General features: G+C 49.8%; 21 protein-coding genes and 2 tRNA genes. 20 read left to right on the top strand and 3 right to left on the bottom strand.

Features of this window, described 5'->3' with window-relative positions; genetic code table 11:
* Positions 1 to 131: 131 nt before the first annotated feature.
* From ACYVB1_RS06530 to ACYVB1_RS06465, 14 genes are all read left to right on the top strand, one after another.
* Positions 132 to 326, top strand: coding sequence for a cold-shock protein (locus ACYVB1_RS06530; RefSeq protein ID WP_460921910.1), 195 nt, complete (start codon positions 132 to 134; stop codon positions 324 to 326).
* A gap of 107 nt (positions 327 to 433) precedes the next feature.
* Positions 434 to 1276, top strand: a complete 843-nt coding sequence (locus ACYVB1_RS06525) for a geranylgeranylglycerol-phosphate geranylgeranyltransferase (RefSeq protein WP_460921908.1) — start codon at positions 434 to 436, stop codon at positions 1274 to 1276.
* A 253-nt stretch (positions 1277 to 1529) separates the two neighbouring features.
* Positions 1530 to 1976 carry a Fur family transcriptional regulator gene (locus ACYVB1_RS06520; RefSeq protein ID WP_460921906.1) on the top strand — a complete coding sequence of 149 codons (447 nt, stop codon included), beginning with the start codon at positions 1530 to 1532 and terminating at the stop codon, positions 1974 to 1976.
* Positions 1977 to 2032: 56 nt separating this feature from the next.
* Positions 2033 to 2530, top strand: coding sequence for a PaaI family thioesterase (locus tag ACYVB1_RS06515; RefSeq protein WP_460921904.1), 498 nt, complete (start codon positions 2033 to 2035; stop codon positions 2528 to 2530).
* Positions 2531 to 2553: 23 nt separating this feature from the next.
* Complete coding sequence (locus ACYVB1_RS06510) at positions 2554 to 3135, top strand: pseudouridine synthase (protein ID WP_460921902.1); 582 nt, start codon at positions 2554 to 2556, stop codon at positions 3133 to 3135.
* A 92-nt stretch (positions 3136 to 3227) separates the two neighbouring features.
* On the top strand, positions 3228 to 4070 hold the full coding sequence (locus ACYVB1_RS06505; protein ID WP_460921900.1) for a 1,4-dihydroxy-2-naphthoyl-CoA synthase: 843 nt from the start codon (positions 3228 to 3230) through the stop codon (positions 4068 to 4070).
* 363 nt (positions 4071 to 4433) lie between these two features.
* Positions 4434 to 5039 carry a phosphoribosylglycinamide formyltransferase gene (purN, locus tag ACYVB1_RS06500; RefSeq protein ID WP_460921898.1) on the top strand — a complete coding sequence of 202 codons (606 nt, stop codon included), beginning with the start codon at positions 4434 to 4436 and terminating at the stop codon, positions 5037 to 5039.
* A 20-nt stretch (positions 5040 to 5059) separates the two neighbouring features.
* A complete protein-coding gene (purH, locus tag ACYVB1_RS06495) occupies positions 5060 to 6583 on the top strand; it encodes a bifunctional phosphoribosylaminoimidazolecarboxamide formyltransferase/IMP cyclohydrolase (protein WP_460921896.1) in 1524 nt (507 codons plus the stop codon).
* Positions 6584 to 6899: 316 nt separating this feature from the next.
* Positions 6900 to 7925 (top strand): rod shape-determining protein, encoded by a 1026-nt coding sequence (locus tag ACYVB1_RS06490; RefSeq protein WP_115565171.1) that lies wholly within the window; start codon positions 6900 to 6902, stop codon positions 7923 to 7925.
* Between the two features lie 12 nt (positions 7926 to 7937).
* Entirely contained in the window at positions 7938 to 8804 is an 867-nt protein-coding gene (gene mreC / locus ACYVB1_RS06485) for a rod shape-determining protein MreC (RefSeq protein WP_460921894.1), read from the top strand.
* On the top strand, positions 8794 to 9327 hold the full coding sequence (locus ACYVB1_RS06480; RefSeq protein WP_460921892.1) for a hypothetical protein: 534 nt from the start codon (positions 8794 to 8796) through the stop codon (positions 9325 to 9327). Before mreC ends, ACYVB1_RS06480 begins: the two co-directional genes overlap by 11 nt.
* A complete protein-coding gene (gene mrdA, locus ACYVB1_RS06475) occupies positions 9324 to 11153 on the top strand; it encodes a penicillin-binding protein 2 (protein ID WP_460921890.1) in 1830 nt (609 codons plus the stop codon). Before ACYVB1_RS06480 ends, mrdA begins: the two co-directional genes overlap by 4 nt.
* Positions 11154 to 11157: 4 nt before the next feature.
* Entirely contained in the window at positions 11158 to 12489 is a 1332-nt protein-coding gene (rodA, locus tag ACYVB1_RS06470; protein ID WP_460921888.1) for a rod shape-determining protein RodA, read from the top strand.
* Positions 12490 to 12926: 437 nt separating this feature from the next.
* Positions 12927 to 13148, top strand: coding sequence for a hypothetical protein (locus tag ACYVB1_RS06465; protein ID WP_460921886.1), 222 nt, complete (start codon positions 12927 to 12929; stop codon positions 13146 to 13148).
* Positions 13149 to 13918: 770 nt separating this feature from the next.
* Here ACYVB1_RS06465 and ACYVB1_RS06460 read toward each other — a convergent pair.
* The 3 genes from ACYVB1_RS06460 to mutS all read right to left on the bottom strand — a co-directional run bounded on the left by ACYVB1_RS06460 (position 13919) and on the right by mutS (position 17066).
* Positions 13919 to 14002, bottom strand: a tRNA-Leu gene (locus ACYVB1_RS06460).
* Between the two features lie 86 nt (positions 14003 to 14088).
* Positions 14089 to 14161 (bottom strand) — tRNA-Gly (locus ACYVB1_RS06455).
* A gap of 277 nt (positions 14162 to 14438) precedes the next feature.
* A complete protein-coding gene (mutS, locus tag ACYVB1_RS06450; protein WP_460921948.1) occupies positions 14439 to 17066 on the bottom strand; it encodes a DNA mismatch repair protein MutS in 2628 nt (875 codons plus the stop codon).
* A gap of 440 nt (positions 17067 to 17506) precedes the next feature.
* Between mutS and ACYVB1_RS06445 the strand changes: the two genes are divergently transcribed.
* The 6 genes from ACYVB1_RS06445 (at position 17507) to ACYVB1_RS06420 (ending at position 26473) form a co-directional block, all read left to right on the top strand.
* Positions 17507 to 18043, top strand: coding sequence for an RNA methyltransferase (locus ACYVB1_RS06445; protein WP_460921884.1), 537 nt, complete (start codon positions 17507 to 17509; stop codon positions 18041 to 18043).
* 255 nt (positions 18044 to 18298) lie between these two features.
* Entirely contained in the window at positions 18299 to 20746 is a 2448-nt protein-coding gene (locus ACYVB1_RS06440) for a TonB-dependent receptor (protein WP_460921882.1), read from the top strand.
* 236 nt (positions 20747 to 20982) lie between these two features.
* Positions 20983 to 21642: a porin family protein gene (locus ACYVB1_RS06435; RefSeq protein WP_460921880.1), complete on the top strand. Its 660-nt coding sequence runs from the start codon at positions 20983 to 20985 to the stop codon at positions 21640 to 21642.
* A gap of 248 nt (positions 21643 to 21890) precedes the next feature.
* Positions 21891 to 22898 (top strand): dipeptidase, encoded by a 1008-nt coding sequence (locus ACYVB1_RS06430; RefSeq protein WP_460921878.1) that lies wholly within the window; start codon positions 21891 to 21893, stop codon positions 22896 to 22898.
* Between the two features lie 455 nt (positions 22899 to 23353).
* Complete coding sequence (locus ACYVB1_RS06425) at positions 23354 to 24013, top strand: hypothetical protein (protein ID WP_460921876.1); 660 nt, start codon at positions 23354 to 23356, stop codon at positions 24011 to 24013.
* 417 nt (positions 24014 to 24430) lie between these two features.
* Positions 24431 to 26473 (top strand): S9 family peptidase, encoded by a 2043-nt coding sequence (locus ACYVB1_RS06420; protein WP_460921874.1) that lies wholly within the window; start codon positions 24431 to 24433, stop codon positions 26471 to 26473.
* The last annotated feature ends 103 nt before the right edge of the window (positions 26474 to 26576 follow it).

The raw sequence follows: 26576 nt of genomic DNA, 5'->3' as shown, positions 1-26576 counted from the left end.
GTATAGTAACAACTACGTATATATACATTTTTTACAAATCAATAGAAGATTTCTCTTAATAGCCTATTGTATATATAAAAATAATTTTCTAGTTTACGTGCAGTTTATTACCCAAATTAATTATCATTTTTATGAAGACAGGAAAAGTAAAGTTTTTTATTGAGTCAAAAGGTTATGGATTTATAACTGAAGACGAAACAAATGAAGATTTCTTCGTGCATGCAAGTGGCCTGAATGGCGTTGAAATTCAGCAGCATGACCTTGTAGAGTTTGACACTCAGGAAGGTAAAAAAGGAATCAACGCTGTAAATGTTAAAAGAATCTAATATAGTTTACTTTAACCATTACAGGAAAAGCCCCTTTTGCAAGGGGCTTTTTTATTGCCTTTTGCACTTGCTGCCGTACCTTTGCTACAGCTATCCCCTCCTCTTACATGAAGCCTTTTTTAACCCTTATACGTGCCCGGAACCTGGTACTGGTTGTGCTGAGCCAGGCGCTGGTGCAGGCCTGCCTGTTGGCAACTGGGGTAAACTGGGCGAAGGTACTGGAACCGGGTTTCCTCGCCCTCACCTTCTCCACCGTATGCATTGCTGCAGCCGGTTACATCATCAACGATTACTATGATGTAAAGATAGATGCTATCAACAAACCCGAACGGCTACTGGTAGGGCGAATCATCCGCAGGCGCCGGGCAATATTCGCGCACCTGATTCTGTCTTTTGCAGGAGTGGCAACTGGTATGCTTCTGATGGTGCCGGTAGGCCTGATAAATCTCGGAGCGGTACTGCTGCTGTGGGGTTACTCTGCCAGGCTAAAGAAGCTGCTTCTAATCGGGAATGTTGCCATTGCGCTGCTGTCTGCCTCTATGCTACTGGTAGTAGCTGTTTACAATGACACCCTGAACAAGACCACGCTGGGTTATGCCCTGTTCGCCTTCCTGATTTCGCTTATCCGGGAGATCATCAAGGACATTGAGGACATGAAAGGAGATGCCTCTTTTGATTGCCGCACGCTGCCCATAGTGGCAGGCATGCGGGGAGCCAAATACGTGCTGTACCCCCTTATTGCCATCTTCCAGGCTGTGCTGATAGCTGCTATCCTGCACCCTTCTACCCCGCTCATCTTCGACATCTATATGCTTTTACTGGTGCTGGCACCCAGCATCTGGATGGTGGTAAAGCTGGTTCGGGCAGATCGCAAAGCGGATTTCGGTTACCTGAGCAACCTCAACAAACTTATCATGCTGATGGGCATCCTGTCCATGTTATGGGTATAAAAAAGCCTGAAACCGAAGGCTCCAGGCTTAGCGTAACTAACAGGGTATAAGGGTAGGGTAAGGGTGATGCTTGTTGTCAGGCGGCGTTCCGCTACAGTCGTTTAGCAGACGCTGGCAAAGTCCTTTGATTCTTTTGTTAAAAAGAATATCTCTATAGCTATATATACGTAGTACAGAAGAACAGGTTATCAGAAGCAGCATATAAAATCTTATATTGTTCTGATTTCGTGTTATAACTTATATTTGTAAGCCTATGGTAGAGCCTCATACTGATACAACAGAAAAGACAAAGGAATTGCTGCAGCAGTACGCGCTCCGCAAAACCGGTTGCCGCATAGAGGTACTGGGCTTGCTGTTACGTAACAAGAGCGCACTGGCGCATTCAGACATAGAGAAGCAACTGGGAGATAAGTTTGATCGCGTTACACTCTACCGGACCCTTCATTCTTTTGAGGAAAAAGGGTTGGTGCACAGCATTAACGACGTAAGCGGTGCCGTGAAGTATGCGCTTTGCCAGGAAGCCTGCAACCATCAGCAGCACCACGACAATCACATCCATTTTAACTGCACTGCCTGTGGCCAGACCTTTTGCCTGAATGAGGTCCATATCCCGGCCTTGTCTTTACCTTCAGGATATAAAGTAGACAGCCTGCACTTTTCTGCACAGGGAGTTTGCAGCACTTGTGAAAAGCAACAGTAGCAGCATTCCTGCTTTTACGCGGAAGCAAAGTTAAACATCAACGAAAGGATAGTACCATGGCCCGCCACACAGACAATGCTGCCGCTTTCAGAGAGCTAGTTTCCTCGCCGGTTAAATTCCGCCTGTTTATGCTCTCCCGGCTGCCCATGGCCTACCTGGCAGGGCTGCGTGTCACCTCCCTTACCCACGGGCAGGCCACGGTTAGCATCCCATATAAATACCTCAACAAAAATCCTTTCAACTCCATTTACTTTGCCTGCCTCAGCATGGCCGCCGAACTCTCCACAGGTGTGCTTTGCATGATGCATGTACATAAATCCACCCCGGCTGTTTCAATGCTGGTGGTGCACATGGAGGCTGATTTCACAAAAAAAGCTGTGGGCAGAATTTTGTTCACCTGCCAGGATGGGGAAAGCATACATGCGGCCATTGAGCAGACCAAGGCCACCGGAGAGGGTGTAACCGTTATAGCCACCAGCACAGGCACAGACGAAAACGGTGACCAGGTGGCTACATTCCGCTATACCTGGTCGCTGAAGGCAAAGCGGAAATAAAAACAACTTACATTGAGCATTACGTGACACACCGGCACTTTATCATACATAAACCCTACGGGTACCTCAGCCAGTTTCTGAGCGACCCTAAAAAGCAGAAAAAGAAAAAGGTATTGGGTGAGCTTTACGACTTCCCGGAAGGCACCATGGCCATTGGCCGTTTAGATGAAGGCAGCGAGGGCCTGCTCCTGCTCACCACCGATGGAAAAGTAAGCGAGCATGTCCGCAGCAGCCATGTAGAGAAGGAGTACTATGCACAGGTAGACGGCCTGATAACCAGCGAAGCCATAGAAAAACTTCAGCAAAGCATGGAACTCAACTTTGAAGGAGACCGGCGCAGAACCAAACCCTGCACAGCACGCCTGCTGGAACAGGACCCGGGCTTTCCGGAACGCAGCCGAAGGGTGAGAGACGACAGGCACGGCCCAACCAGTTGGGTATCCATCACGCTGACGGAGGGCAAGTTTAGGCAGGTAAGAAAGATGACCGCAGCCGTTGGTTTCCCGACCCTGCGCCTGATCAGGGTACGTATCGGGGCCATTCACCTGAACGGCATGCCGCCCGGAGCAGTGCAGGAAGTAGGTGCCTTTCCGCTCACCACATAGGTGCAAACAGGAAAAGAGCTGATGTCATCCTGTACATTGAAGGTCAAAAGCTGTAATTTTACCCCACGTGATTTTACCTCAAAAGAAGAGACATGAGTAAAGCAAATTGGACAACCGTAAAAGAATACCAGGATATAACCTATAAAAAATCAGACGGCGTAGCCCGCATTGCCTTTAACCGGCCAAACGTGCGCAATGCTTTTCGGCCTAAAACCGTAGCGGAGCTTTTTGAGGCTTTCCTGGATGCCCGCGAAGACACCTCCATCGGCGTTGTGCTGCTTTCGGCAGAAGGCCCGTCTACCAAAGATGGCGTTTACTCCTTCTGTAGTGGCGGCGACCAGAATGCACGTGGCCACCAGGGCTATGTGGATGAGGAAGGAATGCCCCGCCTGAACATTCTGGAAGTGCAGCGCCTGATTCGCTTTATGCCTAAGGTGGTGATTGCCGTGGTACCAGGCTGGGCAGTAGGCGGCGGCCACAGTTTGCATGTAGTCTGTGACCTGACGCTGGCAAGTAAAGAGCATGCCATTTTCAAGCAGACTGATGCCGACGTAACCAGCTTCGATGGCGGCTATGGTTCGGCTTACCTGGCAAAAATGGTTGGCCAAAAGCGTGCCCGTGAAATCTTCTTTTTGGGTAGAAACTATTCTGCGCAGGACGCCTACGACATGGGCATGGTGAACGCTGTGATTCCGCACGAAGAGTTAGAGGATACTGCTTACCAGTGGGCACAGGAAATTCTGGAGAAGTCCCCTACCTCCATTAAAATGCTCAAGTTTGCCTTCAACGCTACCGACGACGGCATGGTAGGCCAGCAGATTTTTGCCGGCGAAGCCACACGCCTCACTTATATGACCGAGGAAGCCAAAGAAGGTCGCAATGCCTTTTTAGAGAAGAGAAAGCCGAACTTCAAGGACATTAAGTGGATTCCGTAGAGTAGTCAACTTATAGAGATTTAAATTAATAGGCGTAACAGCAAAGGATTATACTTACGCTGGTGCGAGCTTGCAGCTCGTACCTTTTCTTGAACCTTTTTCATCAATGTGGTTTGTACGGTGAAAAGGATGGAGATACGAGCTGTAAGCTCGCACCAGCAAAGGACATTAAGAGGATTCCGTAGAGGGAATTCTGCAATAGAAGAAAAGATTCCCCTCCTCGGAGGGGCCAAGGGTGGATTCTCCTTCATCTGACCAGAGAACTTTACTCACTTCTTCCCCTCCCTTACATAATATCAGCCATACTTGCTGGCTTCTACAGGCAAACCCGCTATATTTGCGGCTTCATTACAAACTGTACTTTTGGAACGACCAGATAAGAAGAATATAGTCATTTTTGCTTCGGGTTCGGGGAGCAATGCCCAGCGCCTGCTGGAGCACTTCGAGCACCACCCGGAAATACGTGTGGCCGCCCTGTTCTCCAACAACCCGAAAGCGTATGCCCTAAAAAGAGCCGAGACATATCATGTCCCGGCTCTTTTGTTTTCACGCGAGGAGTTCCTGAACTCTGACAAGGTACTGCAGCAGCTACAGCAGTTTAACCCGGACCTGATTGTGCTGGCAGGCTTCCTGTGGCTGGTGCCCAAAAACCTGCTCCAGGCCTTCCCGAACCGCATCATCAACATACACCCGGCCCTGCTGCCACAGTATGGCGGCAAAGGCATGCATGGGCTGCATGTGCACACCGCTGTGGTGCAGGCCGGTGAAAAGGAGTCCGGCATCACCATCCACTACATCAACGAAGAGTACGACAAAGGCGCTTTTATACGGCAGGAGCGCTGCCCGGTGCTGCCCACCGATACGCCGGAGGACCTTGCTGCCCGTGTGCTGCAGTTAGAGCACAGGTACCTGCCCCTGGTGGTGGAGCAATTGTTAGCAGAACAAAATCAACCTGATAAAGAAGATTAACCTTACAAATAACCCATACCATGCAATCCGTTAAAATCAAATCCGCACTCATCTCGGTTTACTATAAAGACCGCCTGGAGTCACTTGTAGAGCTTCTGAAGCAGCACAACGTGACGATTTACTCTACCGGCGGCACGCAGACCTTCTTAGAGGAGCAGGGCGCCAAGGTAGTAGCTGTAGAAGACCTGACAGCTTACCCGTCTATTTTCGGAGGCCGTGTAAAAACGCTTCACCCGAAAGTATTCGGTGGCATCCTGCACCGCCGCGACAACGAAAGCGACCTTACTGAAAGAGAGAAATTCGAGATTCCGCCCATCGACCTGGTGGTAGTGGATTTGTATCCGTTTGAAGAAACAGTGGCCTCAGGTGCTTCGGAGGCAGACGTGGTTGAGAAAATAGATATCGGCGGTATCTCCCTGATTCGCGCAGCAGCTAAAAATTTTAAGGATGTGCTGATTGTATCGTCCAGGGACCAGTACGATGCTGTAGTAGAGCTACTGCAAGCCAAGGATGGCGCCACAGACCTGGAAGACCGCAAGCGCTTTGCTGCCAAGGCTTTCGATGTTTCCTCTCACTACGACACCCATATCTTCAACTACTTGAACGCCAATGGCGAGGAACAGGTATTTAAGCAAAGCGAGCGTGAAAGCACCCCGCTGCGCTACGGCGAGAACCCGCACCAGAAAGGCACATTCTATGGAAAACTGGAAGACCTTTTCGAGCAGCTGAATGGTAAGCAACTGTCTTACAACAACCTGGTGGATGTGGATGCTGCCGTGGCACTGGGTGCAGAATTTGAGGAGCCTACCGTGGCCATCCTGAAGCATACCAACGCATGCGGCTGCGCTACCGCCGACACGATAAAAGAAGCTTACCTGCTGGCGCTTTCTTCTGACCCGGTGTCTGCCTTCGGTGGCGTCATCTTCGCCAACAGAACCATCGACCTGCCTGCTGCAGAAGAGCTGAACAAGCTGTTTTTCGAGGTCCTCATTGCCCCTGAGTTTGACGCCGATGCCCTGCATCTGTTAAAGTCAAAGAAAAACCGCATCCTACTGAAGCAAAAGCCGGTAGAGCTGCCTACAAAACTGTTTAAGACATTGTTGAACGGTGTAATTGAGCAGGACAAGGATTTAGCGACTGAAACAGAGGCTGACTTCAGAACCGTGACAAAGCGTGAGCCAACAGCGGAAGAGAAAAAGGCATTTGTATTTGCCGCTAAGGTTTGCAAGCACACCAAGTCGAACACCATCGTACTGGCAACAGACAAAATGATGTATTCCAGTGGTGTAGGTCAGACCTCCCGCATTGATGCCATGCGCCAGGCAATTGAGAAAGCCCGTAGCTTTGGCTTTGACGTGAGCAAAACGGTAATGGCCTCCGACGCTTTCTTCCCATTTGCGGACAGCGTGGAGGTGGCAAACCAGGCCGGTATCAAGGCAGTGGTACAGCCCGGCGGTTCCATCAAAGACCAGGACTCTATTGACTACTGCGATGCCCATGACATGGCAATGGTGATGACAGGCGTGCGCCATTTCAAACATTAAACCTTGCTCTTATAGCGTTGAAAGTCCTTGGGTTCTGAAAGACCTAGGGACTTTTTTATGCTTCGCCTGCCGGCTCACCGCCTCCTGCCCATGAGAAGAAAACAAAAAAGCCTTCAATTTTTTGCCACTGCATCCGTTATACAGGTTCTTCTGCAGCATAGTGCAGGATAGACGGTATAAAAAACCTTTAATTTGTTAGGCTTTGACTGCTACGTTATTAATTCCGCTGAAATTCACTAATTTTGCCGCAAGTTTCTGACCAGGAACATTGTATATTTAAAATATAATTAGGCACTATAGTGCCTGACGCTTTAGAATGGGACTATTCAACTTTTTGACCAGTGATATAGCAATTGACCTCGGTACTGCCAATACGCTGATCATCCATAACGATAAAATTGTAGTAGACGAGCCTTCCATTATCGCCGTTGACCGCACCACAGGCAAAGTACTGGCTATCGGGCGCCAGGCAATGCAGATGCACGAGAAAACCCACGAGAATATCAAAACGATCCGCCCGCTGAAAGACGGTGTGATTGCTGACTTCCACGCGGCTGAGGAAATGATACGCGGCATGATCAAGATGATTGACACAGGCCGCCGCCTGTTCCAGCCGTCCCACCGCATGGTTATCTGTATTCCATCCGGCATCACAGAAGTGGAAAAACGCGCTGTACGTGACTCTGCCCAACATGCCGGCGCTAAAGAAGTGTGGATGATCCAGGAGCCAATGGCTGCGGCCATCGGTATCGGCATCGATGTAGAGCAACCCATCGGCTCTATGATTGTGGACATTGGGGGTGGTACAACAGAAATTGCCGTAGTAGCCCTTTCCGGTATCGTGTGCGACCAGTCTATCCGCATTGCCGGGGACGTGTTCACCAAGGACATCCTGGACTATATGCGCCGCCAGCACAACCTGCTGATTGGAGAGCGCTCTGCTGAGAAAATTAAGATAGAGGTAGGTGCTGCGCTGACAGAGATTGAGAACCCACCTGCCGACTACGAAATACGTGGCCGCGACCTGATGACAGGTATCCCGAAGGTGATCAAGGTAACATACCAGGAAATTGCCATTGCTTTAGATAAATCCGTTTCTAAAATAGAGGAGGCTGTGCTGAAGGCGCTGGAAATTGCGCCGCCGGAGCTATCTGCTGACATCTACGACAACGGCATTCACCTGACAGGCGGTGGCGCGCTGCTGCGTGGCCTGGACAAGCGCCTGGCTGCTAAAACAAAACTGCCTATCCACATTGCGGAAGACCCGCTGAGGGCTGTGGTACGTGGTACAGGTGCTGCTATTAAGAACATCGAAGGATTTAAGAACGTCCTGCTCACCTAACAGGGCTGCTTCATGCGGAATCTTTTTGCTTTTATTTACCGGTTCCGTGCTTTCCTCCTGTTTGTGCTACTAGAGGTATTGTGCGTGTACCTGATTGTGCGTTATAACACGTACCAGGGTGCCGCTTTCTTTAATTCGGCAAACAATTACGTGGGGCAGGTGCTGGAGTTCCAGAGCGGGATAACAGACTATTTCCGGTTAACATCCGTCAACAACTCGCTGGCGCACGAAAATGCGGAATTGCGGAAGGAGTTGATGCGATACCGTACGCAGCAGGTTTTCGACAGCACCAATGTGCTGGACACCACCTTCTACGCCGCCACCGACACAAGCAAAACCGCACCCTATATCCTGCACGCTGGCAGGGTAATCAACAATTCGGTGCGCCGCATGAACAACTACCTGACACTTTCTGTTGGCGCTGCGGATGGCGTAAAGCCAGGTATGGGTGTTATCTCTCCTGACGGGGTGGTAGGCCGTGTCAAGACAGTATCAAGAGATTATGCCACAGTTACCTCTGTGCTGCACTCGCAGATGCTGGTATCAGCCAAGATAAGGAGCAGTGACACATTTGGCACAGTTAAGTGGAACGGCGGCGACTACCGCACGGCCCTGCTGGACTACATTCCGCTACATGTGAACCCTGCTGCAGGCGACACTGTGGTGACAAGTGGCTTTAACACTGTTTTCCCGGAAGGCATAATAGTGGGCACTATCACATCTGTGGAAAAAGAGCAGGATAAGAGTTTTTACACGATAAGGCTTCAACTGGCTGTTGATTTTGCACAGCTTTCTTACGTGTATGTGGTGGAGAACACAAAAAAAGAAGAACGCGAAAACTTAGAACAGGAGGCAGGAATCGTTACAGATGAACAGTAGTTTTGGCATACGGCATATCCTGCAGTTTATACTGTTTGTAGCATTACAGATTCTGCTAATGGACAACCTGGTGCTCTTCAGTACCGGTTTCTGCTTCATCTACATTGCTTTTCTGTTGTTTTTGCCTATTGGCATGAACAGGGTGTGGCTGCTGCTACTCGGCTTTATGACAGGCTTTACAGTAGACATGTTTTACGATACTGTGGGCATACACGCAGCTGCCAGCGTATTACTGGCTTTTTTAAGGCCGCATGTATTGAACCTTCTAACACCACGTGACGGTTATGATGCCGGAGATTCCGTTAACATTCACGTGATGGGTTGGCGTTGGTTTCTGGCCTATACGCTCATGCTGGCACTGTTTCATCATGCGGCAGTGTTCTTTCTGGAAACAATCAACTTCCAGACAGCTTTGTATACACTAGGCAAGATACTGGCCAGCACCCTGTTCACAACAATCGTGATGGTCATTCTCCAGCTCCTGTTCTTTTCGCCTAAACGAGAGCGGATAGATTATAGATGAACTACCTAGAGACTCGCAAGTACATTATTCAAGGCATCTTCCTGTTGGTGGGTGCCCTTTTTGCCCTCCGTTTATTCTACATCCAGGTGGTGGACAGCAGCTACAAGCAGGCTGCTGAAACCAATGCCATCAAACCTGTTGTCCAGTATCCGTTCCGGGGCCTGATATACGACCGTAACGGAGAGCTACTAGTGCAGAACACACCGGTATATGACCTGATGGTGATACCCAAAGAGGTAAAGGCACTGGATACCCTGCGCCTGGTGGAACTGGTAAACCTGCCTCTGGAGGATGTGCGGGAGCGCCTGAAAAAGGCTCGCGCTTATTCTTACGTACAACCCTCTGCTTTTTACCAGAAGCTCAGCACAGAGGAATTTGCCCGCATCCAGGACAACCTCATTGACTTCCCTGGCTTCTATATCAATGCCCGCACAGCGCGTGGCTATCCACACCAAAGCCTGGCACATGCGCTGGGTTATATTGCTGAAATCAGTCCGAAGCAGCTGGAAGACTCCACCTACAGAGGTTACCGCCCCGGCGACTATATTGGCAAAAGCGGTATAGAGCTGGAGTATGAGCAGTACCTGATGGGCAAGCGGGGAGTGAAGTACAAAATGGTGAACGTGCGGGGCGTGGAGAAAGGCTCGTTTAAGGATGGCGCCTACGACACACTTTCTGTAGCCGGCGAGAACCTCATCAGCACCATCGACCTAGACCTGCAGGCCTATGGCGAATACCTGATGAATGGCGCCAAAGGCAGTATTGTGGCAATTGAGCCTGCTACAGGAGAGATTTTAGCTTACGTCTCAGCGCCTTTCTACGATCCCAATTTATTTACCGGCAAAGACTACGGCAAGAACTATATGACCTTGCTTCAGGACTCGAACAAAACCATGTTCAACCGCCCGATCATGGCCGACCGGAATCCCCCCGGCTCTATTTTTAAACTGACACAGGCCTTAATTGCCCTGGAGGAGGGAGCCATTACGCCCCAGACAACATTTGCGTGTAACAAAGCACTGGTGAACTGCCATGCTCATCCATCGCCGCTGAATTTATATGGTGCTGTGCAGCACTCCTGTAACCCTTACTTTTATCAGGCTTACAAAGCGCTTATTAACAGGGGCAGGTCTAAGAACACGTTCAAAGACACAGCCCTTGGCTTGAAAGACTGGCGGGAGCAGGTGCTCACGTTTGGGTTCGGACAGAAGCTGGGCATCGACATTCCGGGTGAGAAATCAGGCATCATCGCCTCCACTGACTTGTATGACCGCGTGTACGGAAAGAACCGCTGGAAATATTCTACCATTTACTCCCTCAGCATTGGTCAGGGTGAACTGGGCGTGACGCCGCTCCAGATGGCAAACTTTATGGCAATAGTCGCCAACAAGGGTTATTATGTAACACCGCACATCATCCGATCGGTTGGCGGGAACGGGAAGCCGCTGAAAGAGTACCAGGAAAAGCATTACACTTCTGTTAGCGCAAAGCATTTTGAGCCTATCATTGAAGGCATGGCAGAAGTGGTGCGCGCCGGCACAGCCCGGAGAGCGAACCTGGAAAAGGTGGGCATTGTAGTTTGTGGCAAGACCGGTACCGCTCAGAACCCACAGGGTGCTGACCACGCCGTATTCGTGGCCTTTGCACCCAAAGAGGACCCTAAAATCGCCATTGCGGTGTATGTGGAGCATGGCAAGTGGGGAGGACAGTCAGCGGCTCCTATTGCAGGCCTGATGATTGAGCAGTATTTAACAGATACTGTTACTATAAAGGAACAGGAGAAGTGGGTACTCAGCAGAGAGTATCTGAACATTAAATCTAACTAAGGCCATGGGTGTTGAGCAGAAAGTAATTGGAAGCAGCAGGGTGATGTCTCCCGCTCCGGGCAGGCGCTCCTCCGGGAGCCGTATGCTCCAGAACATGGACTGGCTGACCGTGCTGATGTACTTCCTGTTAGTGGGCCTGGGCTGGATGAACATTTACGCAGCCGTTTACAGCCCTGACAACGTGGTAAACATCATGAGCTTCGATATTAACTCCGGTAAGCAGCTGGTGTGGATTGGTGCCTCCCTAATACTCATCATTGTGTTGCTGGTGGTGGATTATAAGGTATATGAGCACCTCGCTTACCCCATTTACGGTGGTATTATCCTGCTCCTGCTGGTTACGCTGGTGGTGGCCAAGCCCATTGCAGGCTCCAGGTCCTGGCTTGATTTAGGAGGAGGCATACGCCTGCAGCCTGCCGAACTGGCTAAGTTTGCCACAGCGCTGGCCGCCTCCAAGTTCCTGAGCACGATTAACCTGCGCCAGCAGAACTTCAAAGACCAGATGAAACTGGCGGCTATTACGCTACTGCCTCCTGCCATTATCATCATGCAGAACGAGACAGGTTCGGCACTGGTGTTTGCGGCTTTCATACTTGCCTACTTCCGTGAAGGCATTTCGCCGCTGATTCTAATTATTGGGGGCTCCGCAGCCGCTATTTTCATTCTTACGCTGCTTATTCCGAAGATATACCTGATCATGGGGGTAACGGTGCTACTGGCGCTAGCCACCTGGCTGGACTACCGCCTGCTGCGCCGCTACAAAACTATGATTGCCTTATGGGCAGTGGTAGTGGGTATGATATTCAGTGTTGACTTCTTTGTAAACAACGTACTGCAGCCTCACCAGCAGAACCGCATCAAGGCCCTTATCAACCCGGAGGCAGACCCACTCGGTTACGGCTGGAACGTAACACAATCCAAAATTGCGATTGGCTCCGGTGGCTTCTGGGGCAAAGGATTTCTGGAAGGTACTCAAACCAAATTTGACTTTGTGCCGGAGCAAAGTACTGACTTTATCTTCTGTACCATTGGGGAAGAGCAGGGTTGGGTAGGCAGCACCATCTTGATTGGCCTGTTCATGTTCCTGCTGACCCGTATCGTGATGATTGCCGAACGGCAGAAATCAGTCTTTGGGCGCACCTACGGCTACTGCGTAGCTTCAATTATCTTCTTTCACTTTCTGGTGAATGTAGGTATGACTATTGGGTTGGCGCCTGTAGTGGGGATTCCACTGCCCTTCTTTAGCTATGGTGGCTCCTCTTTGTGGTCTTTTACTATCCTGCTGTTCATCCTCATCGCCATCGACGCGAACCGCAGCCAGGATCTGGCACGCTAATACTGTACCATATTTTCTGTCTTTTATTTGCTGCATGAGCATCATTTTAGAGTGTCAATGCAGCAAATAAAAGACAGCAGCGCCAGGAAGTGGGTCTTTGTATAAACTCCTAGCTCAAATTTGTCCGCCCGCAAGCAACCGGAACCTGAATGGCACTTTTACGGCAACAGCAACAGGAATGGAAAAGCAAAAGTGGCAGGAGTGAAGCCCCGGTTCCTGGTTTACCTGGATGCTTTCGGAGCTTCACCTACTGGTATTCCCTCAGGAATTTAAACTGGAATTTCAGCCTCATTACGAGTGAATTAACAAAAAGTTTAGGATTTTATCTCTCAAAATTTGCGTTTGCATTGTGCTTTTCCTATAATTACATAAGAACAGCAAGCAATACTTACAGCCATTATTCAGTAGTTTACCTCTCCATTAAACATGAACGGATTATGAAAGACTTCCTCCTCTTTTCAAAAACCCTTCTCCGAGACAAAGAACACTTACTCCGAATCCTTTTTATGACATTCCTGATGATAGCGCTCGCTGTTTGGGGTGCACGTGAGGAGCAAGCTTACTTAAAGCAGATATACTTTGTGTGTTCCGCTTGGAGCCTGGCTATGGTGGCTTTCATCTTCGGGTATTCCTACCGCCACCGCAACGAGGTAGAGTAAGCGCCCTGACTTTACTGAACTAGATGCCATTTTTTGGAGGAAGACAGGCTAGGATGCCTCACGCTCTTCCTACCATGTATCTTGCTTGTCTGATAATCCATGCCTGCACCAGCATACTGGTCTGGAACCGTAACCTCCTGCTTCAACTGTGGTATTCCCACAATTATGTTCACGGCTGTCTGCTGCTAGAATAGCAACTTCTCCTTTAGTCTCTTTTATACTATACAGTTAAAGCCTTTGCTCCCTTTTGCAGCGCGTGCAAACCCGCATCGTACTCTTTAGCTCTCTTGAACGCTTTGGCAAATGTACTTCCCGTTTACCTTTTATATGCAGGCATACATTTGCCTCTTCCAGAAGTAAGTAGCCCCTTCCCAAACAATATACCTGGTAAAGTGTTCCTAAGATAAAGGACGCTAGCGGCAGCCTCTCTTTTATTTCAATTTGCACCAAATTAAATTCATACCTATGAAACCAAAAACAATGTTATCTCTCATGCTATTGGGCTCTGTTGCTTATTTCTGCATTGAATTAACCGTAGCAGATTGAAGGCCTGAACACGTATAGGACAACCTGCAGAAATTTGCTGCCCGCAACTTTAGCACCCATACATGCCTACCCATAAGGCTTTTCCTCTGGAACATCTGCTCTTTGCCCTGCCTTTAGCGCTTGTACCTTTACGAGCAGGAAGCCTATAAAAGCAAAAACCCGCTTAAACGGTGTCTAGAGCGGGTTTTTCTGTTGATTGTGTTTCACCTATATAGGGCGTGCTGTACCAGGAGCGGGAATCGAACCCGCACGGCCTTGCGGCCACAAGATTTTAAGTCTTGCGTGTCTACCAATTCCACCATCCCGGCAACCTTCAGGAGCGGTTCCTGAAGTGTAGACTTTAAAAAGCAAAGACGTTGTTAGAGCACAACGTCTTTGCTTTTTATTTTGCCTGAGCGGGAGACGGGATTCGAACCCGCGGCCTCGACCTTGGCAAGGTCGCGCTCTACCAACTGAGCTACTCCCGCTTTTTTGTTTTTCCTAAACCGCCGTAGTGATTTAGTGATGCAAAGATATAGACAAAATCTGACTTGTCAATAGCCTCTACAAAAATTTTCTCCCCTTTTCACCCTTCCACCTGATTTTCAGGGAGAAAATTTTTAAACTTTTTAAACTCCTGGCTCCTTCTGAACATTAGAAAGGGCTGTTTTAGCAAATTACATAAGCTATAAATTCCTTCTTTTATAGCTTATGTAATTATTTAACCTCCAAAAGCCTCCAACTGACAGTAAGGAAGCCGCTGTGTTACGAATTCACCACCTTATCCTGCAGAAGGCCTTTAAGCTCGTTTAGCTTTAACAGCGCCTCTACCGGCGTAATGGTGTTGATGTCTAAGTTTTCCATCAGCTCCTTTGCCCGCACCAGATTGGGATCATTCAGTTCGAACATACTGAGCTGGAAGTTATTTTTGGGGGCTGTTTTCATTTTCTGCTGCGGGGAATGCTCCGATACCTTCTCCTTTTCGAGGTGGTGCATGATCTCGTCGGCACGTAATACCACGTTGTTTGGCATCCCCGCCATCTGGGCCACATGAATACCGAAGCTGTGCTCACTGCCGCCTTCCACCAACTTGCGCATAAACAGGATTTTGCCTCCTGCCTCACGCACCGATACGTTATAGTTCTTTACCCGCGGCAGGTCCTCGGCCAGCTGGTTTAGCTCATGGTAGTGCGTGGCAAAGAGCGTTTTGGCTTTGAACTTCGGATGGTTGTGCAGGTGCTCCACAATGGCCCAGGCAATGGAAATACCATCATAGGTGCTGGTACCGCGGCCAATCTCATCCATCAGCACCAGGCTGCGGTCTGAGAGGTTGTTCAGGATACTGGCCGTCTCCGTCATCTCCACCATAAAGGTAGATTCGCCCTTCGAGAGGTTATCCGAGGCACCCACACGGGTGAAGATCTTATCGATAATACCTAACGCAGCGGCCTCTGCCGGCACAAAAGAACCAATCTGAGCCATCAGCACAATCAGGGCCGTCTGGCGCAGCAAAGCACTTTTACCGGCCATATTCGGTCCTGTGATGATGATGATCTGCTGTTCCTCATTATCCAAAAGGATATCATTGGGCACATAACTCTCCCCTAAAGGCAATTGCTTCTCGATAACCGGGTGGCGGCCCTTCTTAATATCCAGCACATGGCTGTCGCTTACATCCGGCTTCACATAGTTGCTGCTCAAAGCAATGCTGGCAAAGGAGCTGAGGCAGTCGATAACCCCAATTACTTTAGCGTTTTGCTGTACCTGCGCCACATAATCCAGGGCATGCAGCACCAGGTCGTTAAACAGGCTGAACTCGATGGTGAAGATGCGCTCCTCGGCGTTCAGAATCTTCTCCTCGTAAGTCTTCAGCTCCTCGGTAATATAACGTTCAGCGTTCACCAATGTCTGTTTGCGTATCCAGGAAGCCGGCACTTTGTCTTTGTGCGCGTTACTTACCTCCAGGTAATAGCCGAATACTTTGTTGTAGGCAATTTTAAGAGAGCTGATGCCGGTATTTTTGATTTCGCGCTGCTGCACCTGCGCCAGGTAATCTTTGCCCGAGAAAGCAATAGCTCTCAGTTCATCCAGCTCCGCATTCACGCCCTCGTTTATCATGTTGCCCTGGTTGGTGAGCATAGGTGGCTCCGGCTTCAGCACATTCCGGATCTCTTCCCGCAGACCATCGCATGGCGCTAACTGCGCTGCCAGCCGCTGCAAGGCAGGTATATCACTCAAAGCTAAGGCTTTTTGGATAGGCAGGATGGCTTCCAGCGCCTTTGCAAGCTGCACCAGCTCCCGTGGGTTCACGCGCCGCACGGCCACTTTAGAGATAAGACGCTCGAGGTCGTTTATTTGCTTCAGGTGCTGCGTGAGCTCGTTCAGCAGATCTCCATGCTTTGTCAGGGCCTCCACGGTATCCAGGCGGCGGCGGATTTGGGCTACGTCTTTCAGCGGCAGCACCACCCACTTTTTCAGCAGGCGCGCGCCCATTGGGGTTACCGTCTGGTCCAGCACCTGTATCAGGGGCACACCTTCCGGGTGCTGCGGGAAGAGCAGTTCGAGGTTACGTACCGTGAAGCGATCGAGCCACACATACTTGTCCTCCTCCAGGCGGGAGATGGTGGCAATGTGGCTGATTTCGTTGTGCTGCGTTTCGGACAGGTAATGCAGGATAGCGCCTGCCGATATAATGCCTTCTGCCATGCCTTCAATACCGAAGCCTTTCAGTGAAGCAGTCTTGAAGTGGCGTGTCAGGGATTCGTAGGCCGTATCATAGTTAAACACCCAGGGCTCCAGCGCATAATAGCGGAAGTCTGGGCCGTAGCGGTCGATGAAGGTTTCCTTTTCGCGCTTGCAGAACAGCACCTCGGCCGGGGCCAGGCTCTGCAGCAGCTTCCCGATATAGTTTTTGTCGCCTTGCGCGGTGATAAACTCACCTGTCGACACATCCAGGAAAGAGATGCCTGTTTCTGTTTTGCCGAAGTGTATTGCCGCCAGGTAATTATTGCTGCGCCTTTCCAGCACCTGGTCGTTAAAAGAAACGCCTGGTGTCACGAGCTCCGTCACACCCCGCTTCACGATGCCTTTCACGGACTTCGGGTCTTCCAGCTGATCGCAGATAGCTACGCGCTCTCCTGCCCGTACCAGTTTGGGCAGATAGGTGTCCAGGGAGTGATGCGGGAAACCGGCCAGTGCGGTTTCGGAGGCCGAACCGTTGCCGCGCTTGGTCAGCACGATGTCCAGAATCTTGCTGGCCTTGATGGCGTCTTCGCCAAAGGTTTCATAAAAATCCCCTACCCTGAACAGCAGCAGCGCCCCCGGATGCTTCGCCTTGATGGCGTTATACTGCTTCATGAGCGGGGTTACCGTGCCTTTGCCTTCTCCTTTCATACCTGTGTATACTTTGCGGGATGCTTGCTGCATCGCCATTATGAGTTCTGAATTATAAGTGGTGTGAGCGTATAGTAACCCACCCCTGGCCCTCTGGGGAGAATCCTATATGCCTCTGCCCTATCGGACTTCTTAGTCCGATAGTTCTCTGCCGGGATTTCCTAACCCCCGTACTGGTGTTCCTGTTAACGCGGACCAGGAAATCCCCGGCGGGCTTAGTTCTGGATTAAGAAATCCAGAACTAAGCTAAAAAAAGCTGTACTGCTAAATTTAGCAGTATCCACTTGCCACATAGTTCCTTTGCGTCCAACAATCAACAAACAGCAAGCAACAAAAATTTGATTTCTGCCACATCTGCCTGACCTTTGTGGCAATACAAGTCGCTGCACCTTATTTAAAGGTCTTGTGTCTTGCGTCCTGTATCTTACACTTCTTTAAAAATGCGTAAACTCTCCATGGACGAACTCAACCGGGACTCGGTTGAGGACTTCAAAAATAAGAAAAAAATACCGTTAGTCTTGGTGCTCGACAATGTGCGCAGCCTGAATAATGTGGGCTCTGTTTTCCGCACTGCTGATGCCTTTATGGTTCAGAAAATATACCTCTGCGGTATCACCGGCACTCCTCCCCACCGCGATATCGAGAAAACAGCCCTGGGCGCCACCGAATCGGTGGAATGGGAGCACGTGCCCGACACGCTGGAACTGGTGAAAAAACTGCAGGCCGATGACTTTAAGATTTGTGCTGTAGAACAGGTCGAGAACAGCACCATGCTCAACGAATTTAAGCCAGCACCAGGGCAACCGTATGCTTTTGTGCTGGGCAACGAGGTGTTCGGGGTAGAGCAGGACGTGGTGAGTGCCTCAGATGTGGTGCTCGAAATACCACAGTTCGGCACTAAGCACTCCCTCAACATATCAGTAGCCACGGGTGTGGTGGTGTGGGATTTCCTGAGCAAAACCCTGGCCTCCAGCTAAGGAGTTCAGCCGATCATCCTGCCTTCTCTCCCCTCAATTACAGGTCTTTCCCTGCTTTTTTCCCCTTGGTTTTAAACCAAAGGCCTTTTCTGCTGTCCTATATGTACAACGGTGGTTAACCTATGCCAGCAGGCCAGCAGGTTAATACGTTTGCCAGGCAACTATCGCCTCCTGTTCCCGATAAACTATATAGGTCCTTTCCCCACCCTCAGGACTTTGTAATAAGCTGCTGCATTGTTTAAGACCCTATTTGCTATGAAAACTACTTATGATTCCTTCCTATATGTATTGACCCTGTTATTAGTACCGCTCCTCCTTGCCGCACCGGGTGCTTCGGCACAAGGCTCTGTAGAGGGCACCCTGATGGATGCTTCCTCCAACTCCCCGGTAGGCTTCGCTAATGTGGTACTGCTCTCCGCTGAAGACTCCAGTCTTGTAACCGGCGCCACCAGCGATATAGAAGGAGTGTTTATACTTGAGCGGGTACCATACGGCAATTTTATTCTCCGCGTGTCCATGGTGGGCTTCCCGACTAAATTTGTGCCGGATATAAAGGTAAGAGCTGATAACCCAGATGTATCCCTGGGCACTATCTCGCTGAAGGCAACCTCCACGCGCTTATCTGAAGTAGAGGTAACGGCAGAACGGCAATTGGTTGAGTTTGAGCTGGACAAAAAGGTAGTGAACGTAGAGCAGGACATTGCCGCCCAAAGCGGAACCGTGGCCGATGTCCTGCAGAATGTGCCGTCGGTAACAGTGGACACAGACGGCAATGTAAACATGCGGGGAAGCGCCAATGTTACGATTCTGGTGGATGGCAAACGCACAGCACTCGCGGATGTGGGGCTGGACCAGATACCAGCCAGCATGATCGAGAACATCGAGCTCATCACAAACCCCTCCTCCAAATATGACCCGGAAGGTACAGCAGGTATCATCAACATCATCCTGAAAAAAGACAGGGCACCGGGCTTTAGCGGAGTAGCCTCCGTAAATGTGGGCACCTACGACAATTACAACAGCTCCATTAACCTGAACTACCACTATAACAAGTGGGATTTTAACGCAGGCTACGACTTCAGGAGAAGCTACCGCCCGCGCTGGGGCAGTTCTTTCCGAACCAATTACCCCGGCACCGACAGCACCTCTTTTCTGGAACAGTCGTCATACAGGCGTGGCGTCGATATCTCCCATAACCTCCGCTTCGGAGCCGATTATGCGATAAATAACTATAACACCCTCTCTGCCTCTGTCTTTTACCGAACCGGTAATGAGGACAACTTCAACGAAATCATTTACCGGAACCTGGATATAGACCGCACATTGGAAAGCCAGTTCCGTCGCACCACCGAGGAGATAGAGAAAGACTATGTGGCCAACCTGAACCTGGGCTACCGCCGCACCTTCGACCGTAAAGGGCAGGAACTTACCGCCGACCTGACGTATTTTGAGCGTGGCGGAAACGACTACAGCAACTTTATTCAGCAGTATGACAATACAGATGGCAGCTCGGTGAACGAGGCCCCTATGTTGCAGCACACCACTTCCGATAATGTAAGAGGTCGCCTGCTCGTGCAGTCAGATTACGTGCACCCTTTTAGCGAAGACACCCGCCTTGAGGCAGGCTTCCGAAGCAGCTTTCAGCGAATGGACAACGACAACCTGTTTTATGATGTGGAACCGGAAACAGGGCAACTGCTGCTAAACACAAACGCTTCGAATCACTTTGTGTATGACGAACAGATACATGCTGCGTACAGTAACTTCAGTAGCAAAATAAATGCTTTCAGTTTCCAGGTGGGGCTGCGCGCCGAGCAAACCTATACCACCTCCGACCAGCGCACGCAAAACAGGGTGTTCAACAACCAGTACTTCAGCCTGTTCCCGAGCGTGTTCCTGACGCAGGACTTCACTAATGACAACAAGGTGCAGTTCAGCTATAGCCGCCGCATCAACAGGCCACGGGCCTGGAACCTGAACCCGTTTATTGACTATACCGACCCCCTGAACATCCGGTCTGGTAACCCGGAGCTGCTGCCGGAATACATTAACTCGCTGGAGCTGGGATACCTGAAATACTGGGGCAATTCCTCTTTTAACACCTCCGTATTTTATCGCCGCATCACCGACCAGGTGCAGCGCTTCCGTACTTTTGAGCAGGGTGTTACCTATACAACCTTCGTGAACTTGTCTAACAGCTCCTCCTACGGTATAGAGTTAGTAGGCACGCACAACCCCTACAAATGGTGGCGCATGAATGCGAGTGTATCAGGCTTCCAGGTAGAGCTGAACGACACACAGGGGGATACCGAACTCAGCACAAACCAATTCAGCTGGAATGCCAAGCTCAACTCTACTATGACAGTGTGGAAAGACCTGGCGATACAGGTATCGGCCAATTACCGGTCGCCGATGGTGAACATACAGGGGCGCATGGACCAAATGTACAGTGCTGACCTAGGCCTGAAGAAGGAGGTGCTGAACAATAGGGGCACAGTATCGCTGCGTATTTCTGACATCTTTAACACCCGCCAGTTCAACTTCACCAGCTTTGGCCCGGGGTTTGAAATGGAGAGCCGGAATAAGCGCCAGACCCGCATTGCCTTCATCGGGTTCACCTACCGCATCAACAGCGACAATGAGAAGGAGCGCCGGGGCAATGGGCGGGAAGAGAACGGTGGAGGCATGGAGGATGATTTCTAAAACTCAGCCTTTTGCTCCTGTTTCATGTCCTCCATCAGTACAGGCTGGCAGTCACCACCCCCTGGCTCCTGCTAGGATATAGTACAAATACTATGCATTTTATATCTATATATTTTATTGTAACACAAACTGTTAAGAATTATTAACAGTTATTTTATGCAAAAAAAATGAAAAGAATCGTACAAAGTACCGTATACCCTTCGAAAGAAGCATGTGAAACTGAAAATTTTTAAACTATGAAGAAGCTACTTTTATTATTTTTTGCATTAGCGACAGTATATACGGCGGATGCCCAGGCCACTTTTGGCGTGAGAGCCGGTGGTAATTTATCTAATCTGGCAGGCGATGTGACAGACGACAGCCGCTTTAACAATAAGTTCGGGTGGCACGCTGGTGTAACAGCAAATTTCGGCATCGTGGAAGATTTCTTCTCTATCCAGCCTGAATTGTATTACTCAAACAAAGGTTTCAGGAACAGTGAGGAGGACTTTGAAATAGATGCTCTGACATACAACAGAAAAGGCAGCGTAAACTATAATTACCTGGAACTGCCTGTTCTGGCCCGTATAAATGCAGGCCCACTATATTTTGAGGGCGGACCAGTGGCGTCTTACCTGCTTAGCGTGAACAACAGAACCGAAACAACCATTAATGGTTCACCAGACCCCACTGCTGTAAACCGTAGCAGCACCGAAGGCCTCACCAGGTTTGAATTAGGCTATGCTGCCGGTATTGGACTTGGCACACCTGGCGGACTTAGTGTCGGCGTTCGTTATGTTGGCAGCTTCACTGATTTTACCAGCGATGCTCCTGACGATTATTTCCAGGGTGATTTAAGAAATGCCCGTAATTCTGTGTATATGCTGACATTAGGGCTAACATTTGGTACACGTTAGTAAACGATAGCATTCAATACAAAAGAGCCAGCCCCTGCCTGATGTGCAGGGGCTGGCTCTTTTGTGCTGTTCCTGCCCAAGGCTTCAACCATAGCCTGCGTTAGACCTTCTGCAACTCTACCTGAAGCACCAACCCAATTCCTGCAAGGCGGTTACCTTTAGAACAGGAATCAAAGCAGCCGCTGCTTTATAAAAAAGACACCTCCATCCGCTCTTTCCCGTAATCAGGCAGTAGAGAAACAACAGATATGATCATAAACTCCCGCCTCCCTATTGTAGACATGCACTGCGACCTGCTGGTGTACCTGACAGATGTACCAGGCTCGGCACCAGACAAGGTGGAAGAGATAGGCTGTGCACTGCCAGCCTTAACAGAGGGCAACCTGAAACTGCAGGTAATGGCGATATACGCTGCCGCAGAACCAGGCAGTACCCACTATGCGGGCCTGCAGCGCGACATGTTTAAACAGTTGGCAGAGGAAGAGAATAATTGCCTGACGGCGGTAACAGATATTGAGGGCCTGCAGGAAGCCATACAGCACGAAGGAAGTGTGGGCATGGTAGCAGCCATAGAGAATGCAGCCGGCTTCTGTGAGGAAGTAGAACCCCTGGAGGACGGTTTTAAAAAGCTAGAAAAAATCATTACCGACTGCGGCCGCATCTTGTACATCAGCTTAACGCACCACACGGCCAACCGCTTTGGCGGCGGCAACATGACCCAAAGCGGGATAACGCGCGACGGAAAAATGCTGCTGGATTACCTGCACGGCCGCCGCATTGCCGTTGATTTCTCCCACACCAGCGACACCCTGGCACATGACATCCTCACCCACATCGACAGCGAACGTCTCGATATTCCTGTCATAGCCAGCCACTCTAACTTCAGGCCTGTCTGGGAACACAACCGCAACCTGCCCGATGAAATAACACAGGAAATCATCCACAGGAAAGGGTTGATTGGCATAAACTTTCTGCGGGCTTTCCTGAACACAGAAGAACCGGAGGCACTCCTCCACCACATCCAATACGGCCTCAGCAAAGGCGCACAGGATACCATCTGCTTTGGAGCCGACTACTTCTACACAGCCGATAATCCTGACCTCAGCCGTGTTCCGTTTTACTACAAAGAGCACGAGCAGGCAGGTACCAGCTACAATTATATCCTGAACCGCCTGAAAGACGAGGTGCCACAGGAGCAGCTTGACAAGTTAGCCTACCTGAATGCGCAGCGGTTTATAGAGCGTATCTGGTCTTAACGCCTAAGCTCTGCAACTACAGGAAAAGGCAAGCCTATTGCACCCATGCTCCTAAATTTTAATTCAGGTGTTCGCCAATCCGCCTCTTAAACAAGGCTTAATGCAGCTCTCCGGCAATTGAAATAGTTTTCACCCTTAAAAAACAGCTCTTCACTAATTTCCTGCACAGATAAGAGATTAGTGGGTTTCACGTTATTACGAAAGAAAATCAATTTTATATATTACTATAAATCAATAAATTATAGCACAAAAGCACGAACAGAAAATACTGCAGCGGTAAAGAGATTCTATATCATGCGGCTAAATGAATGCCTGCGAAGTCTTATTGCGCTGTATATTGATAGAAAAAAATATATATAATGTTTACCATACGAGGTAAAACTCCGTATACTCGTTAACAAACTGTACTATACCCCTAAAGGCACCTATATTTCAACACTAAAATCGGAAAGCCCATGGATGCTCAGGAATACTCGCCGCACTACGTACAGATAAATGAACTGTACATCGATACAGTTGTGATAGACGAAACAGAGTTTATCACACTCTGGTGTTTTACCGTGCTCGACGATGAGTATAAGTTTGCTTACCTGGGCTGTGACTTCAGTCAGTTTAACCAGATCCTGATTGCTGCCGGCGAAAAGGGAAAAGAGATTGCCCTGCACATGGCCAACGTGCTCAATCAGCCGTACGATGCGCCTACCCTCATACCGATAAAAGAGCAATTCGATGAATACCTCGAACTGACAGGCCACGACATTATTGTGTATGAGCCATTAGCAGTAGAGGATGATTTCGAGGACTTTGACGAGGAGGATGAAGACCTGCCTATTGAGCACCTGTTTGGAGGCAAGCCCAACAAAACACAGCAGAAGTACCTCATTTACCAACTCGACAAGCTGTATCCTTCCAAAGTGTTTGAGCCTGAGAAAATTGTTCCGGAGGAACTGGTAGACTGTTTTGAGGATGACTCGCTGGAGTTGGCCCAACTCTATTACGACTACATCAATGCCGCCGAGAACGGCTACTCAGAAGCCGAGGCCCGCCAGGTGGCCGGGCTGGACAAAGAGCTTTTCTTCCGGATGGCCCGCAAAGCTGCTGAACTCTGGAAGTAAGCAAGTTACAGCCGGTATAGCAGCATTCGTGCATCCCTTTCTTAGAAACGGCTCCACCAGGGTCAAAACCTACCTGCTTTAGGCCTAAGTTGAAAAGCAAATTTCGCAAACCCACTGTTTGCCTTGCCTCTCTTTCAATACCTCCACAAGCTGAAAAACTGTGGCAGGCAAATTGTCTTTTACTCCCTTTGCCCTCCAGGAAAAGATACATTGCAATTATGTATTGAATTGTTCTGCTCTGCCACCTGCAGTACAGGCACAGTTGCCTTTGAAAATGGCAGGAACAAAAAACGACTCCGGTACAGGAGAAAAGAAGCGAATCTGACTGATAACAGCAGGAGAAACCCAAGGCAAAAATGAACTTTGCCATACCTTTCTTATCTTTATCTTTTCAGAACAAACCATAACGACACTTGAATGAATAAACGTTTGCTTTTCGTGCTGTCGGCGGCCTTGCTTGGTGGTACTGCAATGGCACTGGCACAAAAACAACCCATGACAACCGATGATGCCCTGAACATCACTGGCCTTGGTGGTGCTATAATCTCACCAGACGGCAAATCTGTTATCTATAGCAAATCTCAGTTAAACTGGGAAAAGAACAAGCGAGAGAGCACGCACCACTATGTTTCTTCCAATGGCGGCGAAAGCTACCAGTATTTGGGCGAAGACGGCGGATCAAACCTCACCTACTCTCCTGATGGCAAATTCATTGCCCTGAAGCGCAAGGTGGACGAGCACCAGCAGCTTTTCCTGATGCCTACAGTTGGCGGAGAGGCCGTACAGCTGACAAAGCATGAAAATAGCGTGGGCAAATTTGTCTGGAGCAAAGACAGCAATAAACTTTACTTCGTTTCTGCGGTACCGCGCAGCAAAGAGGAGCAGAAACTCTACAAAGCCGGAAACGACGCCCTTTTTGTAGACGAAGGCCCCCACGGCCAGACCGAGGGTGCCTGGGAGCACCTGTGGGTGTTTGACCTGGATACAAAGAAAGCAACGAAGCTGACAAAGAACGAGCAGTTGATCGGTGATTTTGATGTGGCCCCGGATGGGAAACGTATTGTATATACTGCCCGCACTGAGAACCGTCGCAACCAGCGCAACCTCTCCGAAATATACCTGCTGCAGCTTTCCGGCGACACAGCCTCTGTACAACTGACAGATAACAAAGCCCCGGAAGGTGACCTGAGTTGGGCACCCGATGGCAAAAGCTTTGCCTATACGGCCGCCGATGACAAGGAGTGGGAGTTGCGTAATGATAAGATATGGGTAATGGACCCAAGCACGAAGCAGTACCGCATGGTATCCGGCAAGTTCGAAGGCAACATCCATAACTATTTCTGGGCACCTGATGCCAAGTCCATTCTTTTCACAGGCCTGCAGCGCACTAACACTAACCTGTACCGCCTCAATATTGCAAAAGGCGATGTGAAGAACCTGAGCAACCGCACCGGTACCTGGCACATATTGGCTGCGACACCAGACCTCAAAAAAGCTGTGCTAAGCTACACCGATTATAAGACTCCACTTGATGTGTATGTATCGTCGCTGGATAAATTCAATCCGACGAAGCTCACGAACCTGAACCCTCGTATTACCGACTCACTACAACTGGCTACTGCCGAAGTAATACGCTGGAAAAGCAAAGACGGCATGGAGATAGAGGGCATCATGTACCTGCCAACTAATTATCAGAAAGGAAAGCAGCACCCTTTCCTCCTGCATATACATGGCGGTCCGGCAGGGGTATTTACCAACACTTTCAGTCCAGCGCACCATGTGTGGGCTAATTTAGGATATGTGCAGTTGGCACCAAACGTGCGCGGCAGCAGTGGCTATACCGATGAACTGCTTCGTGGCAACATGGGCGACATTGGCGGTGGCGATTACGAAGACCTGATGAGCGGCGTCGATAAGTTGATTGCTGACGGCCTGGTGGACAAAGAAAAGATGGCGGTGCGCGGCTGGAGCTACGGCGGCATTCTAGGAGGCACTACCATAACCAAAACTAATCGCTTCAAAGCAGCTTCGCTGGGTGCCATGGTTTCGGATTGGGCCTCAGAATACGGCATCGGCTTCAACCATGATGTGCGCCTGTGGTATATTAAAGGAACGCCATGGGAGAATCCGGAAGGTTACCGCCAGAAGTCAGTGCTGACACACGCGAAGAACATACAGACACCAACCCTTATCCTGCACGGCCTGAGCGACGTAACAGACACAGAAGCGCAAAGTATGATGTTGTTCACTGCGCTGAAGGATATGGGCAAGACGGTCCGTTACATTCAGTTCCCGCGTGAGCCGCACGGGTTCCGTGAGCCGCGCCACCAGCGCATCCGTGACATCGAAGAGATCAAATGGATACAGAAGCACACGCTGGGCATAGACTGGCAAGCGCCGGAGCGGAAAGAAGACGCCAAGAAGAAGACAGAGGAGAAGACGCAGGCTTCTGCAAAATAGCTTAGTTCTTTTCCTGGCTACAAAAAGACCAGGCGGAAAGTGCAACATGCTTGTAGCATAAAAAAGCGGGAGGAAGCCCAAGGGCTTCCTCCCGCTTTTTTAT

The sequence above is a fragment of the Pontibacter brevis genome (genome assembly GCF_054779655.1).
Note: the sequence above shows the minus strand (reverse complement) of the source record. Positions and strands in the feature narration are given on the sequence as shown.

Bases quoted from the DNA above. Each gene is read 5' to 3' on its own strand.
- ACYVB1_RS06440 (WP_460921882.1), top strand. From the start codon at position 18,299: ATGAAAACTACTTATGATTCCTTCCTATATGTATTGACCCTGTTATTA.
- mutS (WP_460921948.1), bottom strand. From the start codon at position 17,066: ATGAAAGGAGAAGGCAAAGGCACGGTAACCCCGCTCATGAAGCAGTAT.
- ACYVB1_RS06505 (WP_460921900.1), top strand. From the start codon at position 3,228: ATGAGTAAAGCAAATTGGACAACCGTAAAAGAATACCAGGATATAACC.
- mreC (WP_460921894.1), top strand. From the start codon at position 7,938: ATGCGGAATCTTTTTGCTTTTATTTACCGGTTCCGTGCTTTCCTCCTG.
- purH (WP_460921896.1), top strand. From the start codon at position 5,060: ATGCAATCCGTTAAAATCAAATCCGCACTCATCTCGGTTTACTATAAA.
- ACYVB1_RS06530 (WP_460921910.1), top strand. From the start codon at position 132: ATGAAGACAGGAAAAGTAAAGTTTTTTATTGAGTCAAAAGGTTATGGA.
- ACYVB1_RS06445 (WP_460921884.1), top strand. From the start codon at position 17,507: ATGCGTAAACTCTCCATGGACGAACTCAACCGGGACTCGGTTGAGGAC.
- ACYVB1_RS06520 (WP_460921906.1), top strand. From the start codon at position 1,530: ATGGTAGAGCCTCATACTGATACAACAGAAAAGACAAAGGAATTGCTG.
- ACYVB1_RS06435 (WP_460921880.1), top strand. From the start codon at position 20,983: ATGAAGAAGCTACTTTTATTATTTTTTGCATTAGCGACAGTATATACG.
- mrdA (WP_460921890.1), top strand. From the start codon at position 9,324: ATGAACTACCTAGAGACTCGCAAGTACATTATTCAAGGCATCTTCCTG.
- ACYVB1_RS06425 (WP_460921876.1), top strand. From the start codon at position 23,354: ATGGATGCTCAGGAATACTCGCCGCACTACGTACAGATAAATGAACTG.
- ACYVB1_RS06430 (WP_460921878.1), top strand. From the start codon at position 21,891: ATGATCATAAACTCCCGCCTCCCTATTGTAGACATGCACTGCGACCTG.
- ACYVB1_RS06465 (WP_460921886.1), top strand. From the start codon at position 12,927: ATGAAAGACTTCCTCCTCTTTTCAAAAACCCTTCTCCGAGACAAAGAA.
- ACYVB1_RS06420 (WP_460921874.1), top strand. From the start codon at position 24,431: ATGAATAAACGTTTGCTTTTCGTGCTGTCGGCGGCCTTGCTTGGTGGT.
- ACYVB1_RS06515 (WP_460921904.1), top strand. From the start codon at position 2,033: ATGGCCCGCCACACAGACAATGCTGCCGCTTTCAGAGAGCTAGTTTCC.
- ACYVB1_RS06525 (WP_460921908.1), top strand. From the start codon at position 434: ATGAAGCCTTTTTTAACCCTTATACGTGCCCGGAACCTGGTACTGGTT.
- ACYVB1_RS06490 (WP_115565171.1), top strand. From the start codon at position 6,900: ATGGGACTATTCAACTTTTTGACCAGTGATATAGCAATTGACCTCGGT.
- rodA (WP_460921888.1), top strand. From the start codon at position 11,158: ATGGGTGTTGAGCAGAAAGTAATTGGAAGCAGCAGGGTGATGTCTCCC.
- ACYVB1_RS06480 (WP_460921892.1), top strand. From the start codon at position 8,794: ATGAACAGTAGTTTTGGCATACGGCATATCCTGCAGTTTATACTGTTT.